A 16,583-nucleotide genomic window follows, 5' to 3' on the forward strand; every position below is an offset into this window, starting at 1 on the left:
ATCCTTTCCCTAATTTATTGAATAAGGTACTGACTTTCCATTTATCTTGATTTGAATTTGTTCATTTTTTCCTTTTGCCATTTCACCTTGTTTTTGTGTATTTTCATGGGTAGACGGCTTTTTCGACATTGGTTTCCGAAGGACATGAGGAGAGAAGGTGTTTCCAAGATTTAACATTCCGCTTAACTCCTTAATATCTAGTTTATCAAGATGGAATGCCAGTTCCTCAAGATTTAATTGTTGTAAATGGAGATTTTTAACGTCCATTTTTAAAATGAATGGGTGATTGTGTTTTTCTTGGAGAGATTTTTCAAGCTTGTTGATCTTCTGGAACAATTCATCGATCTTTACTTGTAAATTTTCCTGATCCATCAATCTCCATTCCTTTTTATGAGCGTTTTTCTATTACTCCTGCATTTGATTTGAGGTTGTTATGATTTCCTTTAACAGTGCCAAATCCCTCATTCGTCACTACTTCGTTTTTTCTTCCCTTCAGGATGTTTGTTCCCACAAATAATCCAGAAGTATTTTTAATATTGTCAATTTTTAATGAACCGTATTTAATAGATGTCATAATCTTTCTCCCTCTAAATTTCATCTTTTTCTTTACTTTGATAAACTGGGATGGTAATTACTAATATTCCCCTATCAAAAACGGCCTGGAGTTGTTCCAGATGACACTCTTCAGGTAGAGAAATCTCCCTTCGAAAAGAACCATAAAACCGTTCACTTTGAATGATCTTAAAACGATCCTTCAGATGATTCCTGTTGATCGTTCCTTCAATTAATAAAGTATAATTCCTTTGTTTTACTGAAAAATCCTCTTTCCTAGCACCAGCTAAATCAATCGAAATTATAAAGTTCCGATTTGTTTGATATAGGTCGATCCTGGGTTCCACAAATGGTGAGATCTCGTGCAATAATTCGGAGAAATCCTCTCCTAACAACTGCCTGACATTAGAGTGAAAATGAGGCTTTACCACTCATTAACACCTCCTCGTACAGCTAATCCATATGTTTAACCATATGTGATTATTATAAAGGTAATGACAAAAAGGTGAATAGAACTGTTTTGAAAAAATTAGGCCCATTAGGTTATGGAATAACTGATTAGTCAGAAATCCAAATGAAGTTTTCTTTCATTAACCGAAAAGGAGAAGCCATTATGTTTATTAATATTAGTGTTTTTTGATTAAATCAATACTTGACATAACGATTGAAACCAAAAATATTAAAAGAATAACGATAATAATAAGATTAACGAATAAAGGTTTTTTAGAAAATGTTTTTATTTCTTCATCAATTACACGAATTTGCAAAACGTTTATCAGTACGAACAGAAAGTCAATGAAGTATACCATTATCTCTGCAGACTTTGGTTGTAACATGACTCCTAACATGGCACCCATCATTCCACCCATTATGCCTGCGGAGAATCCATCCAATGCAACCAATAGAGAAATTGGCCTTCCTGTCAGGTATCCGACTACCATACCAATTAATACAGATATAATCGTGGGGAGGGTTAGATCTTTACTTGGTATAATGATCCCTAAAATCATTCCTATTGCAATACTCGTCATCATAGAGTTTGTCATGCTCAAAATCATACCAGTCATAGAGGTAATACATTTCCTATTTATATATGTGTAATAAATCACTGTACTTGTTGATAGAAAAATCAATATAAAACTGATTGCCAGTAACATTTTGGTTCCCTCACATCCTACTTAAATAATATGGAAAAACAATTCTGTTATCTTCAATTATAGAAATATATGATACAAGGACGAATCTAATAACTGAGTCATGTTAACGAATGTGAAAAAATGTTAGTATTTTTACTTTTTCACACAATTATCACATTTATAGCTTGTTTATGTTCAAAAAGTATTTTATGCTTTCTATATAGTGTCATAATCTTGAAAAAGTTAAGGAGGTGCAACATGTTACCTATTGAAAGGCAAAAACAAATATTAGACTGGTTAAGTCAAGAAGGTAATTTGACCATAACTGAAATTAGTAAACGCTTAAACGTATCTGAAATGACGATCTATCGAGATATAAAGCCATTAGTTGAAGAAAAAAAGATTCATAAAACTTCACGTGGAATCTCTTTAGCATCCATCTCAACTGTCTCTTCAAATTCCTGTACTTATTGTTTAAAGGAATTAAATAATCGACATCCTGTCCAGATCATTACAAGTGATCTAAAAGTTGAGCAACTATGCTGTCCACATTGCGGTTTATTAAGATATAAAGATATTGAAAAAGAGGTTTCACAAGTGATTTGCCGGGACTTCCTTCAAAATACAACAATAAGTGCCAAATCGGCGTACTTTTTACTGGATACTGATTTTAATTTAAACTGCTGCCAACCACAGGCATTAGCTTTTGAATCATTAAAATATGCTGAACAATTTCAAAAAGGCTTTGGGGGAACTATATTCCAGTTTGAACAAGCAATTGAAGAATTGGTGGATAGAATGAATGGACATAAGGGTTGTGGGTGTCATAAATAGATGGGAAGTGGCGTATTGAATTTTAGAAAGAATAGCTTCCTACTTATGGTTGTATTATCTCTTTTGTTATTTTCATTTCCTTCGTTTACTTATGCTCATGCCTATATAATAAAATCTACCCCTTCTGAAAATGAAACGTTAAGACATTCTCCTCAGAAGGTATCGATTCAGTTTGATGAAACGATTCAACCTGCTTTTCATTCCATTCAAGTTTTTAATTCTAAAGGTAATCAGGTTGATCAGAAGAACGGGCATATTGATCCTATAAATTCATCTATTATTGAATGCGGTTTAAAGCAGAACCTTCCAAATGGTACATATCAAATACAATGGAAAGTTGTTTCAAGTGACGGACATCCTGTAGAAGGAGTAATTCCATTTCAAATAGGAAATGGAAATAAGAATCAAGATGGGTCTACAGTAAATCAAGAATCAAAAGGCTATACTCCTCATTTAGACCTGATCATCATTCGATGGCTTCAATATGTTAGCAACGCTTGCTTTGTAGGGATACTTTTTATTTACCTATTTGTCTTACCAAAGGAATTTGCACAGGACACAATGGTGAAAAATATCCTTCGTAGATTAATAAAATATTCGTTTGTTTTTTTATGCCTGAGTATTATTGTAAGTCTACCATTACAAGCAACAATTGAATCAACTTCATCTTGGGGCACAGCGTTTAACATAGAAATATTGCGAAATATGTTGTTGAACACTTCCTTTGGAAAAGTATGGATTATACAAATGGATAGTTTGCTTTTTCTTTTTATGACTACTTATCTTTTAAGTGTCCATCGATTTAATAAACCAATATGGGTATGGATATCTCTTGTGCTTGGAATTGGTTTGTTATTGACAAAGTCGTTTACCAGCCATGCTGCTTCATCAGGAAATCCCATATTAACCATTGGAATGGATTTTTTGCATTTGCTTTCTGCTTCAATCTGGATTGGAAGTCTGATTGTTTTTGTCGCATTAAGTCCTATAAGAAGGAAGATCGATTCGAAGAATCATTACATGGCCATGATCAAAAGGTTTTCCAAATGGGGAATCATCACCGTTTTAATTTTAACCATTACAGGTGTTTTGAGTAGTTTCTTTTCCATTCCTAATTTTCGTTCCCTTGTTTATACAGATTATGGAAAGGTATTGTCAGGGAAGATTATTCTCCTTTTTATTATGATGATTTTTGCCACTATTAACTTTCAAAAAGGCAAACGTAATAGTGAAAAAGGATTGACAATGTCCTTGTGGGGAGAATTGACAACAGGAATTATTGTTTTGATCCTTGCTGTTATATTAACCAATTTACCAACGGCTATGGCTTCTCCAGGACCAGTAAACAAAACGAAAACATTAAAGAATGGAAATAGTGTGATATTACATGTGACTCCTAATATAATTGGCAAAAATACCTTTGAAGTTTTGTTGAAAAACCGTAATGGACAAGCAACGAAGGATATTGAGCAGATAACACTTACTTTTACCTCACTTGAGATGACCATGAGTGACGATACGATAACATTATCGAAAATCAGGAGTGGTAAATATAAAGCAACAGGTATGGATTTCAATATGGCAGGTCGATGGAATGTTCATGTCCATGTTCTAACAAAGGATTTAGAAACGGTAGATACTGACTTTCAAGTTTTTGTTGGAAGTCAATAAAAACAAATAAAGGAGATAAGATCATGAAACGTACAATGAAAAAGTATTTGAGAGTGTTTTTACCAACTGTTTTAGGTTTATTTTTGTTCAGTAGTATCGCAAGTGCACACGTAACGGTAGCCCCTAAGACATCAACAACAGGTGCATGGGAAACCTATACCTTGAAAGTTCCTGTTGAAAAAGAAGTACCTACTACAAAAGTAACGGTAAAAGTACCTTCTGGATTAGAAATAGAATCTTATCAACCTGTACCTGGATGGAATTATTCAACGGAGAAAGATGCTAATGGAAAAGTAAAATCATTCACATTTGAAGCAACTGGAGAGGGGATTTTACCTGGTCAATTCCAACAATTTGTCTTTGTTGCTAAAAACCCCAATACAGCTACAAAAGCACCTTGGGATGCTTATCAATATTATAAAGATGGAAGCGTCGTAGAATGGACTGGAGACGAAGGAGCGAAAGCACCTCATTCTATTACAGATATTGTAAAGGCAACCACAGCCGACCAAAATGCAATGCAGAATATGAATAAGACCACAAGTGAAAAGACTAGCACGAAGGTAGCGCCAAACCCAACAAGTTCACTTCCGACAATTTTATCAGTAGTTGCTGTTTTATTATCTTTGATTGCTGTTGTGGTTGCATTTCGTAAAAAATAATACAATCAAGACAAAGCTTAGTTTTTTGTGTAAAAAATTTATTTAATAGAAAAATGTTGAAATTGTGAGTGTCTCTATTTATAAAATTCTAAAAATTGTACATCATACCACTGGATTAGTACTTTCAAAAGCAACTCGTATTAACTTTAAACGAGTTGCTTTTACTATTTTATTGAGTCAATCTAAATAAACTAAAACAAAAGCGTTTTAAAGAACTATTCAATTTGGACACCTGCATCAAAAACATATGGTTGTGGTGGCGGAGCAATTAAAGAAAGTTGTTGAATTTTTAGTAAAGGAGCGGGTGATCCATTATAATTGGATTTTTCTATCGTTCCAGTCACTTCTATCCACTTATCTTTAGGTAATTTTGCGACATTTCCTGCTGCCATTATTCCGTATACAGAGGCATCCGCCACACAACAAGTAATTCCAAATCGTGCGATGATTATCTTGTCCTGATCGAAATTCTTTTCCCTATAGACAAAACCTTTTGTCGTTATTGTTTTTCCTATCATTTTCGATACATTGTCTTGAATAATATTCAGTATCGGAACATAGAGATCGTCCGTCATTTTAATATTCTTTGTTTGTAATAAACGATTTTTTATAGAAGTGTATTCGGCTTGAGATATAGGGTCCGGCATGCTAGGAGAAGGAGTCGAACCATTGTTCTTTGTTATAGCTTTGATAACATCATCGCCAGAAGGGGTGTTGTCTTTTTTTGAATTTACGTTATTTTGAATGGCGTTGCTGTTTGCCGAGCCCTGTGAACTGGATCCCAGCTTGATCGGACGATTCATTGCTACGGAGCTATTAAGCACGTTGTTTGAAAAAAGAAATCCAGTGATGATAGGGATAATAAACAATAAATAAAAAAATAGACTTTTCATAAATGATGGAGGATATGAATGTTCCCCGGCACAATGACAATGATAATGGTGTTCTTGATCCGAAGTTCCTCTGAGTATTAATAGAACGCCTAAGATTAAAAAAATAAAAAGAGTAAAATAAATGAAATGAACCATTTTTGGTGCAAGTAATAGTATAATATCATGTGTTAAGAGTAATTTAAAAAAGAAAAGCATAAACCCTATAAGAATGGTTCCTCTTACAAGATGATGAAATGAAGCTACTTCATCGAATGTATTTCTCATAATTGACCTCCTATAAATACAGCAGCTGGAAAACAGAAACGGTTATATAGACGACAATGGGTGTTACCAATAAAAGTTTGAGAACAAATTTTTTCTTAAAGTATGCGAATAACATCAAGGTGTTTTTTATGTCAATCATGGGTCCAAATACTAAAAAAGCAAGAATTGCTCCTTTGGTAAAAGTTGTACCAAAGGACGATGCAACAAAGGCATCGGCTGAGGAACAAACGGAAAGGACATAGGCGAACCCCATCATTACTCCTGGTGCAAAGATAGTGTTTGTCCCTAATGAAAGAATTGTATTTCGGTCAAAAAATGCCTGAAACAAACTGGCAAGGAAAGCGCCGATAAATAAATATTTTCCCGTATCAAATAGTTCATCACAAGCATGATATAAAGTATCTAAAAATTTATTTCTTCCTTGATGAGGATGATCATGATGATGGTGCTCATCTAATCGATGTTTTAAGATATTTTCTCCCTTAAATAATCGAAAGATGATCATGCCAATGATGACCGAGCTAATAAAACCAACGACCATTCTAGCATTTGCCATGTCTGGAGAGCTTTTAAAAGCAAAATAGGTAGAGGCATATACGACAGGGTTAATGATAGGCGCACTAAGCATAAACACAATTCCAACATGAGAAGGCATACCTTTTTTTATTAACCTCCGAATGACAGGGACAACAGCACATTCACAAATAGGAAAAATGATTCCTAACAGTGCTGCAGGTATAATGGCAAGAAAAGCATTTCGTGGCAGTATTTTTTGGATGGCGTTCTCGGAAACAAAAGATTGGATAATAGCTGATACAAATACTCCTAATAATATAAATGGGATAGCTTCTAAAATGATACTTAGAAAAATGGTATTAACATTAAAAAAGGAACTTGGAATTTTGGTGAAAATAGAATTGGTTCTAATCTCCTCTGCAAAAAGAAAGAGAAGTACAAATATAGAAAACAGAAGAAAAACCGTCCAATCTCTTATGATCCTTCTAAGTGCTACTATCATAAATCTACCTCCTTCATTTCGCAACTCTATCATATTGTTATGCCTAGATTAGGTACTTATTCATTAAAAATATATTAACAACCTCAAATATCCACCTTTTATAGTTTTCAAAATGCGCAAAAAGGTCTGACGAGCTTATGAGAAATGATTAAAAAGCCAATAATATTTGATAGATATATATTTCAATATTTTTTAGTATGATTAATGAAAGTAGAGAGAAGGGATAAAGATGCTTAAACTACCCCGATTATTTAAAATAGGCTTAGGATTTTTTTTAGGAACTATCATTTTACTAGTTGGATTTAGAAATTCTAACTTTTTGATAAATAAAAAACTAGAGGCAGCAGTAAAAAATATAAGTACAAATACTTCTCATGATAACAGTATGCTAAGCAAACAACAGTTAAAAAATGAGAAAACGACTACACCTATTAATTGGTTAGAGCCTACTGGAGGTGCTTATCCATTGTTGGGGCCAAACGATCCCATTTGGATAACAGTTTCTAAAGAAAAACAAAGAGTTTATATTATGAAAGGGAATAAAATTATGTATACCATGGTATGCTCTACAGGGCTGGATACAAGTCCCGACACTTCTACACCTGAAGGAACATTCCATATCCAGCGGGAGAAGGGGACAAGCTTTTATAATGCGAGTGAAAAAGAGGGGGCTAAATACTGGGTTTCATGGGCAAATCACGGAGAGTTCTTATTTCATTCGGTTGCAACGGACAAGAACGGTAATGTTATAAAAAGTGAAGCAATGAAGTTGGGGCATAAGGCATCACATGGTTGTGTAAGGCTAGCCGTTCCTGATGCAAAATGGATTTATGATCATATAAGCTATAATACCAAGGTTGTAATAAGCTAACGAATAACACAAAAAAGTCAAGAAAAGAAGAGGTTCTCTTATCTTGGCTTTTTTTGTGTTAACTTTTTGATTTGTATGCTCACAAGAAAAATAATTGACATATTAAATCGAAATCGTTACTATTTATAAATAGTAACGATTTCGATTTAATATTAATCTTTAAGGATGTGTTGAGTTGACTGAAGCAGTAACCCTTAAAAACGTAAATGTATCTTTTGATGGGAAATGGGTTTTACGAAACCTTACTTTCTCAGTTGCTTCTGGTGAATTCTTAGGAATTATTGGTCCGAATGGTTCGGGGAAAACTACGCTTATGAGAGTTTTACTAAGAATGCTCAAACCACAGGAGGGTACCGTTGATATCGAAAATCCTTATGGGCTTGGCTATGTACCACAATCCAGACAAATCGATCCTGAAACACCATTGTCGTCTCGGAATTTTGTAAGCTTGGGGCTCTCGCATAAATTTAGACCATGGCTGACTCGCCAGGATAAAATGATAGTTGAAGAGGCAATGGAGATGACCAATTCGAGGGATTATGCAGATAAACCAATTGGAAAATTATCGGGTGGGCAACGACAACGTTTATTTTTAGCGCAAGCATTAGTCAAAAACCCACAGATATTGCTGCTTGACGAGCCTACATCTAATTTAGACCCGGGTGCTCAAGAAACCATTGCATCAGTGGTGGATCGAATCCGACGTGAGCGTGGGATTACTGTTTTATTTGTAAGCCATGATATCAACTTAATTTCGAGGTATGCGGACAAAATCCTATATATGACCAAGGACTCTTATGCTATAGGTACAGTTGAAGAAATTATGCAGACCTCAGTGTTGTCAGGCCTTTATGGTACGCCTGTCGAAGTCTTACAATCGGGTCCGAATCTACTAGTCTCCTTTGCAAATACAAAAGAAACCGCCTCATCCATTTGTGCTCATTCGATGGCGGAATAGGTGGTGCTTTTTTCATGTTTCAATTCGATTTTATGCAACATGCTTTTATCGCTGGAACGATCGTCTCTATTATGTGCGGTGTAATAGGAGTATACGTGATTGCTAGAAATAACTCTTTTATTGCCCATACCTTTTCCCATATTGGATTCTCTGGCTCTGCCTTTGCTGTATATATGGGGTTCAGCCCGTTAATTGGGTTTCTCCTTTTTACGCTTGCAAGTGCACTAGCAATTGGTCAGATGGGTGTAAAGGTCTTTAAACGAGAGGTATCCATTAGCGTTGTTTTAAGTGTTTTTCTCGGGCTAGGCTTGTTATTTTTGTCACTTTCGACTAAAAATGCTAATTCGATGACTTCTCTACTTTTTGGAAACATACTTGGTATAAGTTCAAATGCAGTATGGCAAATATCGATTTTATCTGTTTTGGTTCTTCTTTTCCTAACGCTAGGTTATAGAATGCTTAATTTTGATTCTTTTGATCCAGTGGGTGCTCAAGCAGCAGGATTACCCATACGTTTTATCTCGATTGCTTTTTTACTTTTACTTGCTATTGCAACCGCAGAAGCATCCCAGATGGTAGGTGCTTTACTGGTATTCACACTTATGACCACACCTGCTGCAGCTGCTCGTAACTTGACTCATTCGATTGGGCGAATGATTGGGTATTCTTCGCTTATTGCTCTAATTGGAGTGTGGACTGGTTTGGTGGTTGGGTATTATACAAACTTGCCAATTAGCTTTTTGATAACAGCGTTTGAAGGAGCTTTGTATTTCGTCTCCTTGGGATGGCGTTCTCTTCGTGAAAGAATGATACCAAAAGAAGCTACTACTGTTTAGCAATATAATCAATGAATATACTAATTATTTCTATCTACAAAGATAAATTAAAAGGAGATGTTTCAGAAAATGAAAAAAAATAAACTAGCAAGGAAATTTTCATTAATTGCAGGAATGGGAGTAATAACTTCAGTGTTACTACTAAGTGCATGTGGTGCTACTTCTAACACAACATCAGGATCGAGTGCTGCAGATTCGTCTAGCAAGACATCATCAACCAGCAAAATTAAAATTGTTGCAGCGGAGAACTTTTACGGGGAAGTGGCAAAAGCCGTTGGAGGAGACAGGGTAGATGTTACGAACATTTTAGACAATCCTAACACAGATCCACATGATTTTGAACCAACACCAGAGGTGGCAAGAACGGTTAGTAAATCTCAAATGATTGTATATAACGGGGTCGGATATGACGCATGGATGGATAAACTGATTAGTGCTGATTCCTCCTCAAAATCAAAATCTATCACTAAAGTGGCCGATGACGTGATGGGCAAAAAAGAAGGGGATAACGAGCATGTCTGGTACAATCCGGAAACGATGCCGAAGCTAGCGAATAAACTTGCAGATGATTTGGCAAAGTTAGATCCAAGTAAGGGTGAAACTTACCATAAGAATGCACAAACATTTATTGCTTCATTAGCACCGCTTCAAGAAAAAGTTCAGAAACTAAAACAAACATCCGGAGTAAAGATTGACGTTTCGGAACCAGTATTTGATTACATGGCAAATGCACTTAACTTGAGTGTTAATGATACAAAGTTTTCAAAAGCGATTGATAATGGGACCGAACCTTCTGCTTCTGATGTTGCTCAGTTGCAAAGTGATTTAAAAGACAAAAATGTAAAAGCATTTGTTTACAATATACAAAACTCTAGCCCGACAGTAGATAACCTCGTAAAACTGGCAAAATCTTCTGGAGTTCCAATTGTAGAAGTCACCGAGACGAACCCTAAGGGCAAAACTTATTTGCAATGGATGAATGATCAATTAGATCAAGTTGGGAAGGCTTTAGGCATTCAATAAGGAGATGGCATTATGGATGTTAACGATGCTTTAAAAATATTGAAAGATCATAAGTATAAATTTACAGGTAAACGAGAAATGATCGTGGAGATATTTTGTAATGAAAAACGATACATGCCAGCTAAGGAAGTAATGAGACGTATGGAGGAAAATTATCCGAATCTCAGCTTTGATACAGTATATCGAAACCTTTCACTTTTGGAAAAACTTGGTATTTTAGAATCTACAGAGTTACATGGAGAAAAACAGTATCGTTTTTCATGTTCATCGAAGGAACACCATCACCATTTGATTTGTAAAAAGTGCAGAAAAACCATCCATTTCGATATGTGCCCTATGGAAATACTAAATGACAGGTTTGAAGATTTTAAAATAACAGGTCACAAATTTGAAATATACGGATACTGCAGTGAGTGTGGATAATACTTTCTTTAATAGGTTCCTAAAAAATTTGGATTAAATTTTAACAGGACAATAAAAATAAAGTCCTTCACAAATGTCCCTTATTTCATGAGTGACTAAGGAAATAAATCTTAAGATAACAAAAATGATCAAAGACACTAGATTTTATGATTTGTGTCTTTGATCTTTTTTACGTTACTTGTTTTTTGGTTGAAAAATAATCGAGTAATCCTTGGTAAACCCCTTGAGCTACGTTATCACGGTAAGCAGAGCTTTCCACAACTGAATCATCTTGTTTATTTGAAAGAAAGCCAAGTTCAATCAGTGTACTTGGTTGTGAATTGTTTCGTAAAACATCCAAGTTATCGAATCTTGTCCCATCGTTATTTAATCCCGTTGTTTTGACAACCTCCTTTAAAATATACGAGGCTAAAGGGTTATCTTTTGACTTTTGATAGTAAAAATCAGTCAATCCATTTACCGATGGGTCATTTAACCAATTGTAATGAAAACTAATAAAAGCATCCGCATGGTTTTGGTTTGAGAGATCTGCCCGCTGCTGTAAGGGAATATAAGTATCGTTAGTACGAGTCATAATGACAATGGCACCTGCATTTTCAAGCTTTTGTTCAACAACTTGAGCTGTTGTTAAGGTCAATGTTTTTTCATGTGTTCCAATAATGCTTGTTGTCCCATCATCGCTCCCTCCATGACCTGGATCAAGCACAATGGTTTTTCCTTTAAGGGGCTCCGGACTATTTTGGAAAAGCTCTTTTGATGTTGTTGGCGCATTAACAGGTTGTGTTTGATTGTTGCTAGATACGTCTTTAGTGATGTAATTTGAGTACACCCACCCCTGATCCCCAGAAGAAGACACTACTTTTGCCCATCCAGTTTGTTCTTCATGGACGGTTATTTTTGTTCCTAATTTTAATTTACCTACAACCTGGCTAGTTAAACTCGGCTTTTCTCGAACGTTTAAAACAGTTACTCCTACTGTTGCTTCTTCTTTATTTTCAGTTGGAGTTTCTTGTTTTGGAGTTTTCGTTTTTATCTTTGCCTTTTTTATGTAATCATTATAAACCCAACCAGTTTGGTTGCTTGATAGTTTAAATTGATACTTTTGAGAAGGAAAAACGAATAGGGAAAATAAAATAACACTAAGGATAGCGAGTACTCTGATTTGGCTTATGTTTTTCATTTAGAATTTTTTGTGACCTCCAATTTTTTTTAACAATAAAACTAATATGGACAGATATTTATCAAAATATAATAAATATTTGTAAATAAGTTAAGATTTGAAAAATAAACCATGGAGAAAGCAGAAACAATGTTTAGATTCAAAAATGGAATATATAAGCCCGAGGCTACTCCGAGAAACGAATCAAAACTCACACTTGCAAAAATCTGAAGAACAATCTTGAAATTACCCGTCTTGTGTACATGGTGTGTATTCAAAGCTATCTTCTATGGACTTTTCTGGTTCGACATTAGAAGAGACGGAATACTAGAAGTTATTTAATGTTTGGGACAGTGAGTAAAAGTAAAAAATTAATTAACGAACGTCTTCTTGTTTTTAATACACTTTTACGGACGCATTATTAAGAGAAAAAGAATAAAAATGAGGGAAATAAAGTGGACGTTAGAAAGTTTGGATACATACGAGGCAGCAGCAAAGATCAAAATGAAGGTCGGTAACTTGAGGAAATGAAGGAAAAGGGTATTGGAACGGGACATTTCACTGGAAAGCAGAATGGAAAAGAATTCAAACGAGCTCAATACCAATTACTCAAGCGTATTTTACTAAAAGGGGACGTACTTTATATTCATTCGCTCGACGCTTTGGCCGAAACAAAGAAGAAATTATACAAGAGTGGAACGACATCACAAAAAACATCCAGGCTGAAATTGTAGTATTGGATTGTCCTTATTGGATACCTCAAATTAAAGATAGCTAAAGTACTTTCATTGCCGATTTGGTTTTACAAATTCTATCTTGGATGGCAGAAGACAAACGCAACGGAATCCGAAACCTTTAAAAGTATTCATGTGATGATAAATAAAAATAGCTTCAACAGGTTAAAGTATTTTTTTATTGATAAAATTTAGTGAAATTAGGTTTAAAATCACCTAAGATACTTGGATGCCGTCTCAGCATATATCTCGGCAGATTTTATTAAGTTCTCCACTGAAACTCGCTCATCGTACCCATGGATTGTGTGTTGCAGACCAGGACCGTAAAGGACGGTATCAATGCCATGGCGCCGGAAGTGACTGGCATCACTTGAACCAAGCAAGAGTACACTAAAGACGGGATCCTCTATTCCGAGGACACGCTGGATTCCCAGTTCTATTGCCCGCACAATTGGACGATTCTCTAAGGTCCAGTTCGGGTTAGTAAGGGATACCATTGGCTCTACAACCGAACCTGGTGCTACAGATCTGACAAGATTCCTGGCGACATCCAGTACAAACTCGGGCTTCATACCGAATGGAACCCTGGTATCCACTTTAATGATGCACTTGTCTGCGATGACGTTCACATTTGTTCCGCCTTGGATAACACCTGGATTGTAAGAGGGGCGATAAAGTAATTGTGACAGTAAAGGATTTCGTAGACGCTGAGATAGGAACCACTCAGTATTGTACAAAAGTTGACCAAGCTCTGCCGGAGGCGTGGCCTTGAGCTCCCATAGCTTGGCTAGTGCTTCAACCGCGGCTGCCCCTCTTCGTACAGCGGAGATTCCAGAAAGCGGTTGTTGGCTGCCATGCCCAGTCTGACCCGGTATGGTCACCTGCATCCATGCCTCGGCCTTTTCACCGGCATTCGGATGGTGGGGGTACGTTGGTTCACCAATCAGACATGCATCACCATTAATCAAACCTTGATCCAGGAGCGAAGCCACCTCAATGCCGCCAGTTTCTTCATCCGGAGAGGTAATAACTCCTAGGCTACCTTTCAAATTAAGAGTGGGGGCGAACTCCTGAAGTAGTCCGGCCACAAAAACCAGTGATGCCAAGCCACCTTTCATATCGGAGGCTCCCCGACCCAAAAGCATATCATCTTTGACTTCTCCTGAGAAAGGATCAAAGCTCCAATGTGAACGATCGCCTGCAGGTACGACATCTGTATGTCCGCAAAATAAGAGCCGTGGACCAGGTACCCTGGTTAAGGGAGCATCACAGACCACGGTAACCAGCGAATCTTCGCTACGTCGGTGCTCGGTAATCAAGAACCCCTTTGCTGCCAGGTAACTGCTAATATGGCGCCCCATTTCTGCTGACCGCTTCTTAAACTCGGGCGAGGGATTTTCAGATGGAACTCGAATAAACGCAGAAGCAAGGTCGACTAATTCCTGTTGTCTTAACCTTATCAGCTGTCGGAGCATGCTGGTATCCATATAAACACATCCCCTCCATGTCCAGCAAGTCGCAGTATTTCTACACTATGCTATGCGCTGTGTCTAGAACATATTACGGGAGGTTTCCATATCATCCAAAGTGGTATCTTGGAGTTTTCAATGAACACTAGAATAAAAATGCAAAACAAAAAGACCACTTGGATCAAAAATAAAAAATAGCTTCAAATCGGATAAAAAATCAAATATGAATAGATCCAGTTCCATTTTTATTCATGTTTGATTTGTTTTAAAATCAGTACACGATTCGGCAAATGAACAATCCTAACTTGTCAAATTGTTATTTTTAAAATAAAATGTTATAGGTGATTATGAGCAAGGTCTCATAATCATTTGTATGAGACCCTGCTAAAAAGCAAAGGGGATAATTGAATGGCAGTAATTGCACAAAATGAAATCGAATTTTTCAATTTTTTAAAAGATGAATTTAAAACAGGTACCTTTTATCTAAAATTAGTAGAATTAAATAATCAAGATAAAATAACAAAACGTAAGAAAAAGTCTAATAAACGAAAAGTATTGATTTACAAAAAGCAAACAAAGCCCGGAACAGTCACTCTTTATGAAAAAAAGAATGGTAAAGTAATTGGCATTTATATGAAAGAAACCAATACATTAATGGCTGAAAATGTGAAAAGGTTTATTAGTTTACGAATTAAGCTATTAGAAAATGAAAACCCAAAGGATTCATCGAAATCTCGTTCCCCTCGACTCAATGAGGAAGCTGCAACAGTAAGTGTGCAGGAAGAAGATTCGATCGTGAGAAATGCATTTCAAAAACCAGCTTTGGAAGAAAATGGTCATATACAGAACTTTTTAAATAATGATTTAAATGGGGCAAAAAAAGTATGGGCCATTATGACATCTGGTGAAGAGATTCAAGTAGAAAACCGCATTTTTAACGAATCAGATATCGCATATGTTGGAAACAGCAAAACAAAAGTAGACTTAAAAAGGATAAAAGCTATTAAGTTTAGAGGAAAAGTTTATTCTGATTAATCACTAACTTCACTTTTAATCAATTGAGATATTCACAAAAAAGCTTACTTTATGTAAGCTTTTTTGATTTTTAAAAGAAAAAGTAAAAGATACCTATTTGGCATCTTTTATGATAAAACTTTCAAGTCGTATTTCTTGATCATAAGCAGAAGGGGTGTAGTCAATTACTATATTTTTAGTATGGAATAAAATTAAACGATCGTAAATAATTGTTATACCTTCTATTTCTAAAACGTTTTCACCTTCTTTTTGATTTACAGTTGTAAGTGAAAAGCTAGCTTTTCCACCGCCTCCACAACCGATACCTGCCAAATAAATATATACTGCTTGTTTATTTTTGTCCTTTGCTAATAATGTTTTTAATGTTTCTAACGCTATTTCTGTTATATTAATATGCATAAATAAAACCTCCATTCATTTTTTAAAATTTTATCTTAAATCATATAAAATACTATTGTTGTACCAATGATAAAGCCTAAAATGAGCGTTAACGGAACACTGACCAATAACTATTGCAGGGGAAAAATGTGTATAACTTTTCAAGTTGAATCCACATTTGTGTATAGATTTAAAAATCAAAAAAGGGAGTAATGATATTTTTATATACCCAGTGAGGTATAAATTTAATATAGATGAAGTAATACTTTTTGTCAAAATAAAATTATATTTCTCTTTACTATAATAAAGACAAGGACACGCTCAAGGAAAAGTTGTCATCACTGTATGAAAACTTTTAAGGGATAATAAACGAATAGATGAAGACTGGCCTTCAAATATTGCAGGTCTGATTCAACGACATAAAATCTTCATCATTGCGGCATATTATATTTATAAAAAAATTTTAATGAATTGAGGTTTTTGAAATGGCTGAAGTGCGAACCACTAATCAAGTTGAAGAAGTAAATAAACAACTTAAAGAAATTCCCAAGGAAGCCAGAGAAAGAAGAATTGAAAATCAGCCTCAAACTGGTAAAAACGAGAAAGCCATCGAGCCGTTTTAATCCTGAGAACGGCAAACCAAAGGATCTTGCTGATCACAAATTTC

Annotated in this window: 19 protein-coding genes and 1 pseudogene; 11 read left to right on the forward strand and 9 right to left on the reverse strand. The window is 35.5% G+C overall.

Translation table 11 applies throughout. The features are described 5' to 3' along the window. Positions 1-9: 9 nt before the first annotated feature. The 4 genes from JN080_RS16380 to JN080_RS16395 all read right to left on the reverse strand — a co-directional run bounded on the left by JN080_RS16380 (position 10) and on the right by JN080_RS16395 (position 1,586). Positions 10-372 (reverse strand): hypothetical protein, encoded by a 363-nt coding sequence (locus JN080_RS16380; RefSeq protein ID WP_256237066.1) that lies wholly within the window; start codon positions 370-372, stop codon positions 10-12. 16 nt (positions 373-388) lie between these two features. Then, on the reverse strand, positions 389-574 hold the full coding sequence (locus JN080_RS16385) for a hypothetical protein (RefSeq protein ID WP_256237067.1): 186 nt from the start codon (positions 572-574) through the stop codon (positions 389-391). Between the two features lie 13 nt (positions 575-587). Continuing rightward, entirely contained in the window at positions 588-983 is a 396-nt protein-coding gene (locus tag JN080_RS16390) for an Hsp20/alpha crystallin family protein (protein ID WP_256237068.1), read from the reverse strand. A 195-nt stretch (positions 984-1,178) separates the two neighbouring features. Beyond that, on the reverse strand, positions 1,179-1,586 hold the full coding sequence (locus JN080_RS16395) for a hypothetical protein (protein WP_256237069.1): 408 nt from the start codon (positions 1,584-1,586) through the stop codon (positions 1,179-1,181). A gap of 360 nt (positions 1,587-1,946) precedes the next feature. On the opposite strand from JN080_RS16395, the gene JN080_RS16400 reads away from it, so the two are divergent. From JN080_RS16400 to JN080_RS16410, 3 genes are read left to right on the forward strand one after another with little or no spacing between them, the layout of a single operon-like run. Beyond that, positions 1,947-2,522, forward strand: a complete 576-nt coding sequence (locus JN080_RS16400) for a DeoR family transcriptional regulator (RefSeq protein ID WP_256237070.1) — start codon at positions 1,947-1,949, stop codon at positions 2,520-2,522. Between the two features lie 15 nt (positions 2,523-2,537). Beyond that, complete coding sequence (locus JN080_RS16405) at positions 2,538-4,193, forward strand: copper resistance protein CopC (RefSeq protein ID WP_256237071.1); 1,656 nt, start codon at positions 2,538-2,540, stop codon at positions 4,191-4,193. A gap of 23 nt (positions 4,194-4,216) precedes the next feature. Then, complete coding sequence (locus tag JN080_RS16410) at positions 4,217-4,855, forward strand: YcnI family copper-binding membrane protein (RefSeq protein WP_256237072.1); 639 nt, start codon at positions 4,217-4,219, stop codon at positions 4,853-4,855. Positions 4,856-5,070: 215 nt separating this feature from the next. On the opposite strand, the gene JN080_RS16415 is transcribed toward JN080_RS16410, so the two are convergent. Further along, complete coding sequence (locus JN080_RS16415; protein WP_256237073.1) at positions 5,071-6,012, reverse strand: TIGR03943 family putative permease subunit; 942 nt, start codon at positions 6,010-6,012, stop codon at positions 5,071-5,073. A gap of 10 nt (positions 6,013-6,022) precedes the next feature. After that, positions 6,023-7,030 (reverse strand): permease, encoded by a 1,008-nt coding sequence (locus JN080_RS16420; RefSeq protein ID WP_256237074.1) that lies wholly within the window; start codon positions 7,028-7,030, stop codon positions 6,023-6,025. 229 nt (positions 7,031-7,259) lie between these two features. Here JN080_RS16420 and JN080_RS16425 point away from each other — a divergent pair, with 229 nt between their 5' ends. The 5 genes from JN080_RS16425 to JN080_RS16445 all read left to right on the forward strand — a co-directional run bounded on the left by JN080_RS16425 (position 7,260) and on the right by JN080_RS16445 (position 11,141). Continuing rightward, positions 7,260-7,901 (forward strand): L,D-transpeptidase, encoded by a 642-nt coding sequence (locus tag JN080_RS16425; RefSeq protein WP_256237075.1) that lies wholly within the window; start codon positions 7,260-7,262, stop codon positions 7,899-7,901. Positions 7,902-8,076: 175 nt separating this feature from the next. Continuing rightward, positions 8,077-8,859 (forward strand): metal ABC transporter ATP-binding protein, encoded by a 783-nt coding sequence (locus JN080_RS16430; RefSeq protein ID WP_256237076.1) that lies wholly within the window; start codon positions 8,077-8,079, stop codon positions 8,857-8,859. Between the two features lie 14 nt (positions 8,860-8,873). Beyond that, on the forward strand, positions 8,874-9,695 hold the full coding sequence (locus JN080_RS16435) for a metal ABC transporter permease (protein WP_256237077.1): 822 nt from the start codon (positions 8,874-8,876) through the stop codon (positions 9,693-9,695). 69 nt (positions 9,696-9,764) lie between these two features. Further along, complete coding sequence (locus JN080_RS16440) at positions 9,765-10,718, forward strand: metal ABC transporter solute-binding protein, Zn/Mn family (RefSeq protein ID WP_256237078.1); 954 nt, start codon at positions 9,765-9,767, stop codon at positions 10,716-10,718. Positions 10,719-10,730: 12 nt separating this feature from the next. Then, positions 10,731-11,141, forward strand: a complete 411-nt coding sequence (locus JN080_RS16445; RefSeq protein ID WP_256237079.1) for a Fur family transcriptional regulator — start codon at positions 10,731-10,733, stop codon at positions 11,139-11,141. 169 nt (positions 11,142-11,310) lie between these two features. Here the strand turns inward: JN080_RS16445 and JN080_RS16450 are convergent, their stop codons facing one another. Then, on the reverse strand, positions 11,311-12,321 hold the full coding sequence (locus tag JN080_RS16450) for an N-acetylmuramoyl-L-alanine amidase family protein (protein WP_256237080.1): 1,011 nt from the start codon (positions 12,319-12,321) through the stop codon (positions 11,311-11,313). 506 nt (positions 12,322-12,827) lie between these two features. Here JN080_RS16450 and JN080_RS16455 point away from each other — a divergent pair. Beyond that, positions 12,828-13,150, forward strand: a pseudogene (locus JN080_RS16455) (recombinase family protein); the annotation flags it as partial. Positions 13,151-13,246: 96 nt separating this feature from the next. Here JN080_RS16455 and JN080_RS16460 read toward each other — a convergent pair. Continuing rightward, positions 13,247-14,521, reverse strand: coding sequence for a M20 family metallopeptidase (locus tag JN080_RS16460; RefSeq protein ID WP_256237081.1), 1,275 nt, complete (start codon positions 14,519-14,521; stop codon positions 13,247-13,249). Positions 14,522-14,911: 390 nt separating this feature from the next. Between JN080_RS16460 and JN080_RS16465 the strand changes: the two genes are divergently transcribed. After that, positions 14,912-15,538, forward strand: a complete 627-nt coding sequence (locus JN080_RS16465) for a hypothetical protein (protein ID WP_256237082.1) — start codon at positions 14,912-14,914, stop codon at positions 15,536-15,538. Between the two features lie 93 nt (positions 15,539-15,631). Here JN080_RS16465 and JN080_RS16470 read toward each other — a convergent pair whose 3' ends face one another. Beyond that, positions 15,632-15,937, reverse strand: coding sequence for an iron-sulfur cluster biosynthesis family protein (locus tag JN080_RS16470; protein ID WP_256237083.1), 306 nt, complete (start codon positions 15,935-15,937; stop codon positions 15,632-15,634). Between the two features lie 464 nt (positions 15,938-16,401). Here JN080_RS16470 and JN080_RS16475 point away from each other — a divergent pair, with 464 nt between their 5' ends. Then, positions 16,402-16,539, forward strand: coding sequence for a hypothetical protein (locus JN080_RS16475; RefSeq protein ID WP_256237084.1), 138 nt, complete (start codon positions 16,402-16,404; stop codon positions 16,537-16,539). Positions 16,540-16,583 lie beyond the last annotated feature (44 nt).

The sequence above is a fragment of the Bacillus sp. EB600 genome, assembly GCF_024494385.1.
Lineage (GTDB): Bacteria > Bacillota > Bacilli > Bacillales > Cytobacillaceae > JAEVLT01.

Excerpts from the sequence above, each read along its gene's own strand:
- JN080_RS16380 (WP_256237066.1), bottom strand. The coding sequence starts at position 372 with ATGGATCAGGAAAATTTACAAGTAAAGATCGATGAATTGTTCCAGAAG.
- JN080_RS16385 (WP_256237067.1), bottom strand. The coding sequence starts at position 574 with ATGACATCTATTAAATACGGTTCATTAAAAATTGACAATATTAAAAAT.
- JN080_RS16395 (WP_256237069.1), bottom strand. The coding sequence starts at position 1,586 with ATGATGACGAGTATTGCAATAGGAATGATTTTAGGGATCATTATACCA.
- JN080_RS16400 (WP_256237070.1), top strand. The coding sequence starts at position 1,947 with ATGTTACCTATTGAAAGGCAAAAACAAATATTAGACTGGTTAAGTCAA.
- JN080_RS16410 (WP_256237072.1), top strand. The coding sequence starts at position 4,217 with ATGAAACGTACAATGAAAAAGTATTTGAGAGTGTTTTTACCAACTGTT.
- JN080_RS16415 (WP_256237073.1), bottom strand. The coding sequence starts at position 6,012 with ATGAGAAATACATTCGATGAAGTAGCTTCATTTCATCATCTTGTAAGA.
- JN080_RS16420 (WP_256237074.1), bottom strand. The coding sequence starts at position 7,030 with ATGATAGTAGCACTTAGAAGGATCATAAGAGATTGGACGGTTTTTCTT.
- JN080_RS16425 (WP_256237075.1), top strand. The coding sequence starts at position 7,260 with ATGCTTAAACTACCCCGATTATTTAAAATAGGCTTAGGATTTTTTTTA.
- JN080_RS16435 (WP_256237077.1), top strand. The coding sequence starts at position 8,874 with ATGTTTCAATTCGATTTTATGCAACATGCTTTTATCGCTGGAACGATC.
- JN080_RS16440 (WP_256237078.1), top strand. The coding sequence starts at position 9,765 with ATGAAAAAAAATAAACTAGCAAGGAAATTTTCATTAATTGCAGGAATG.
- JN080_RS16445 (WP_256237079.1), top strand. The coding sequence starts at position 10,731 with ATGGATGTTAACGATGCTTTAAAAATATTGAAAGATCATAAGTATAAA.
- JN080_RS16450 (WP_256237080.1), bottom strand. The coding sequence starts at position 12,321 with ATGAAAAACATAAGCCAAATCAGAGTACTCGCTATCCTTAGTGTTATT.
- JN080_RS16460 (WP_256237081.1), bottom strand. The coding sequence starts at position 14,521 with ATGGATACCAGCATGCTCCGACAGCTGATAAGGTTAAGACAACAGGAA.
- JN080_RS16465 (WP_256237082.1), top strand. The coding sequence starts at position 14,912 with ATGGCAGTAATTGCACAAAATGAAATCGAATTTTTCAATTTTTTAAAA.
- JN080_RS16470 (WP_256237083.1), bottom strand. The coding sequence starts at position 15,937 with ATGCATATTAATATAACAGAAATAGCGTTAGAAACATTAAAAACATTA.
- JN080_RS16475 (WP_256237084.1), top strand. The coding sequence starts at position 16,402 with ATGGCTGAAGTGCGAACCACTAATCAAGTTGAAGAAGTAAATAAACAA.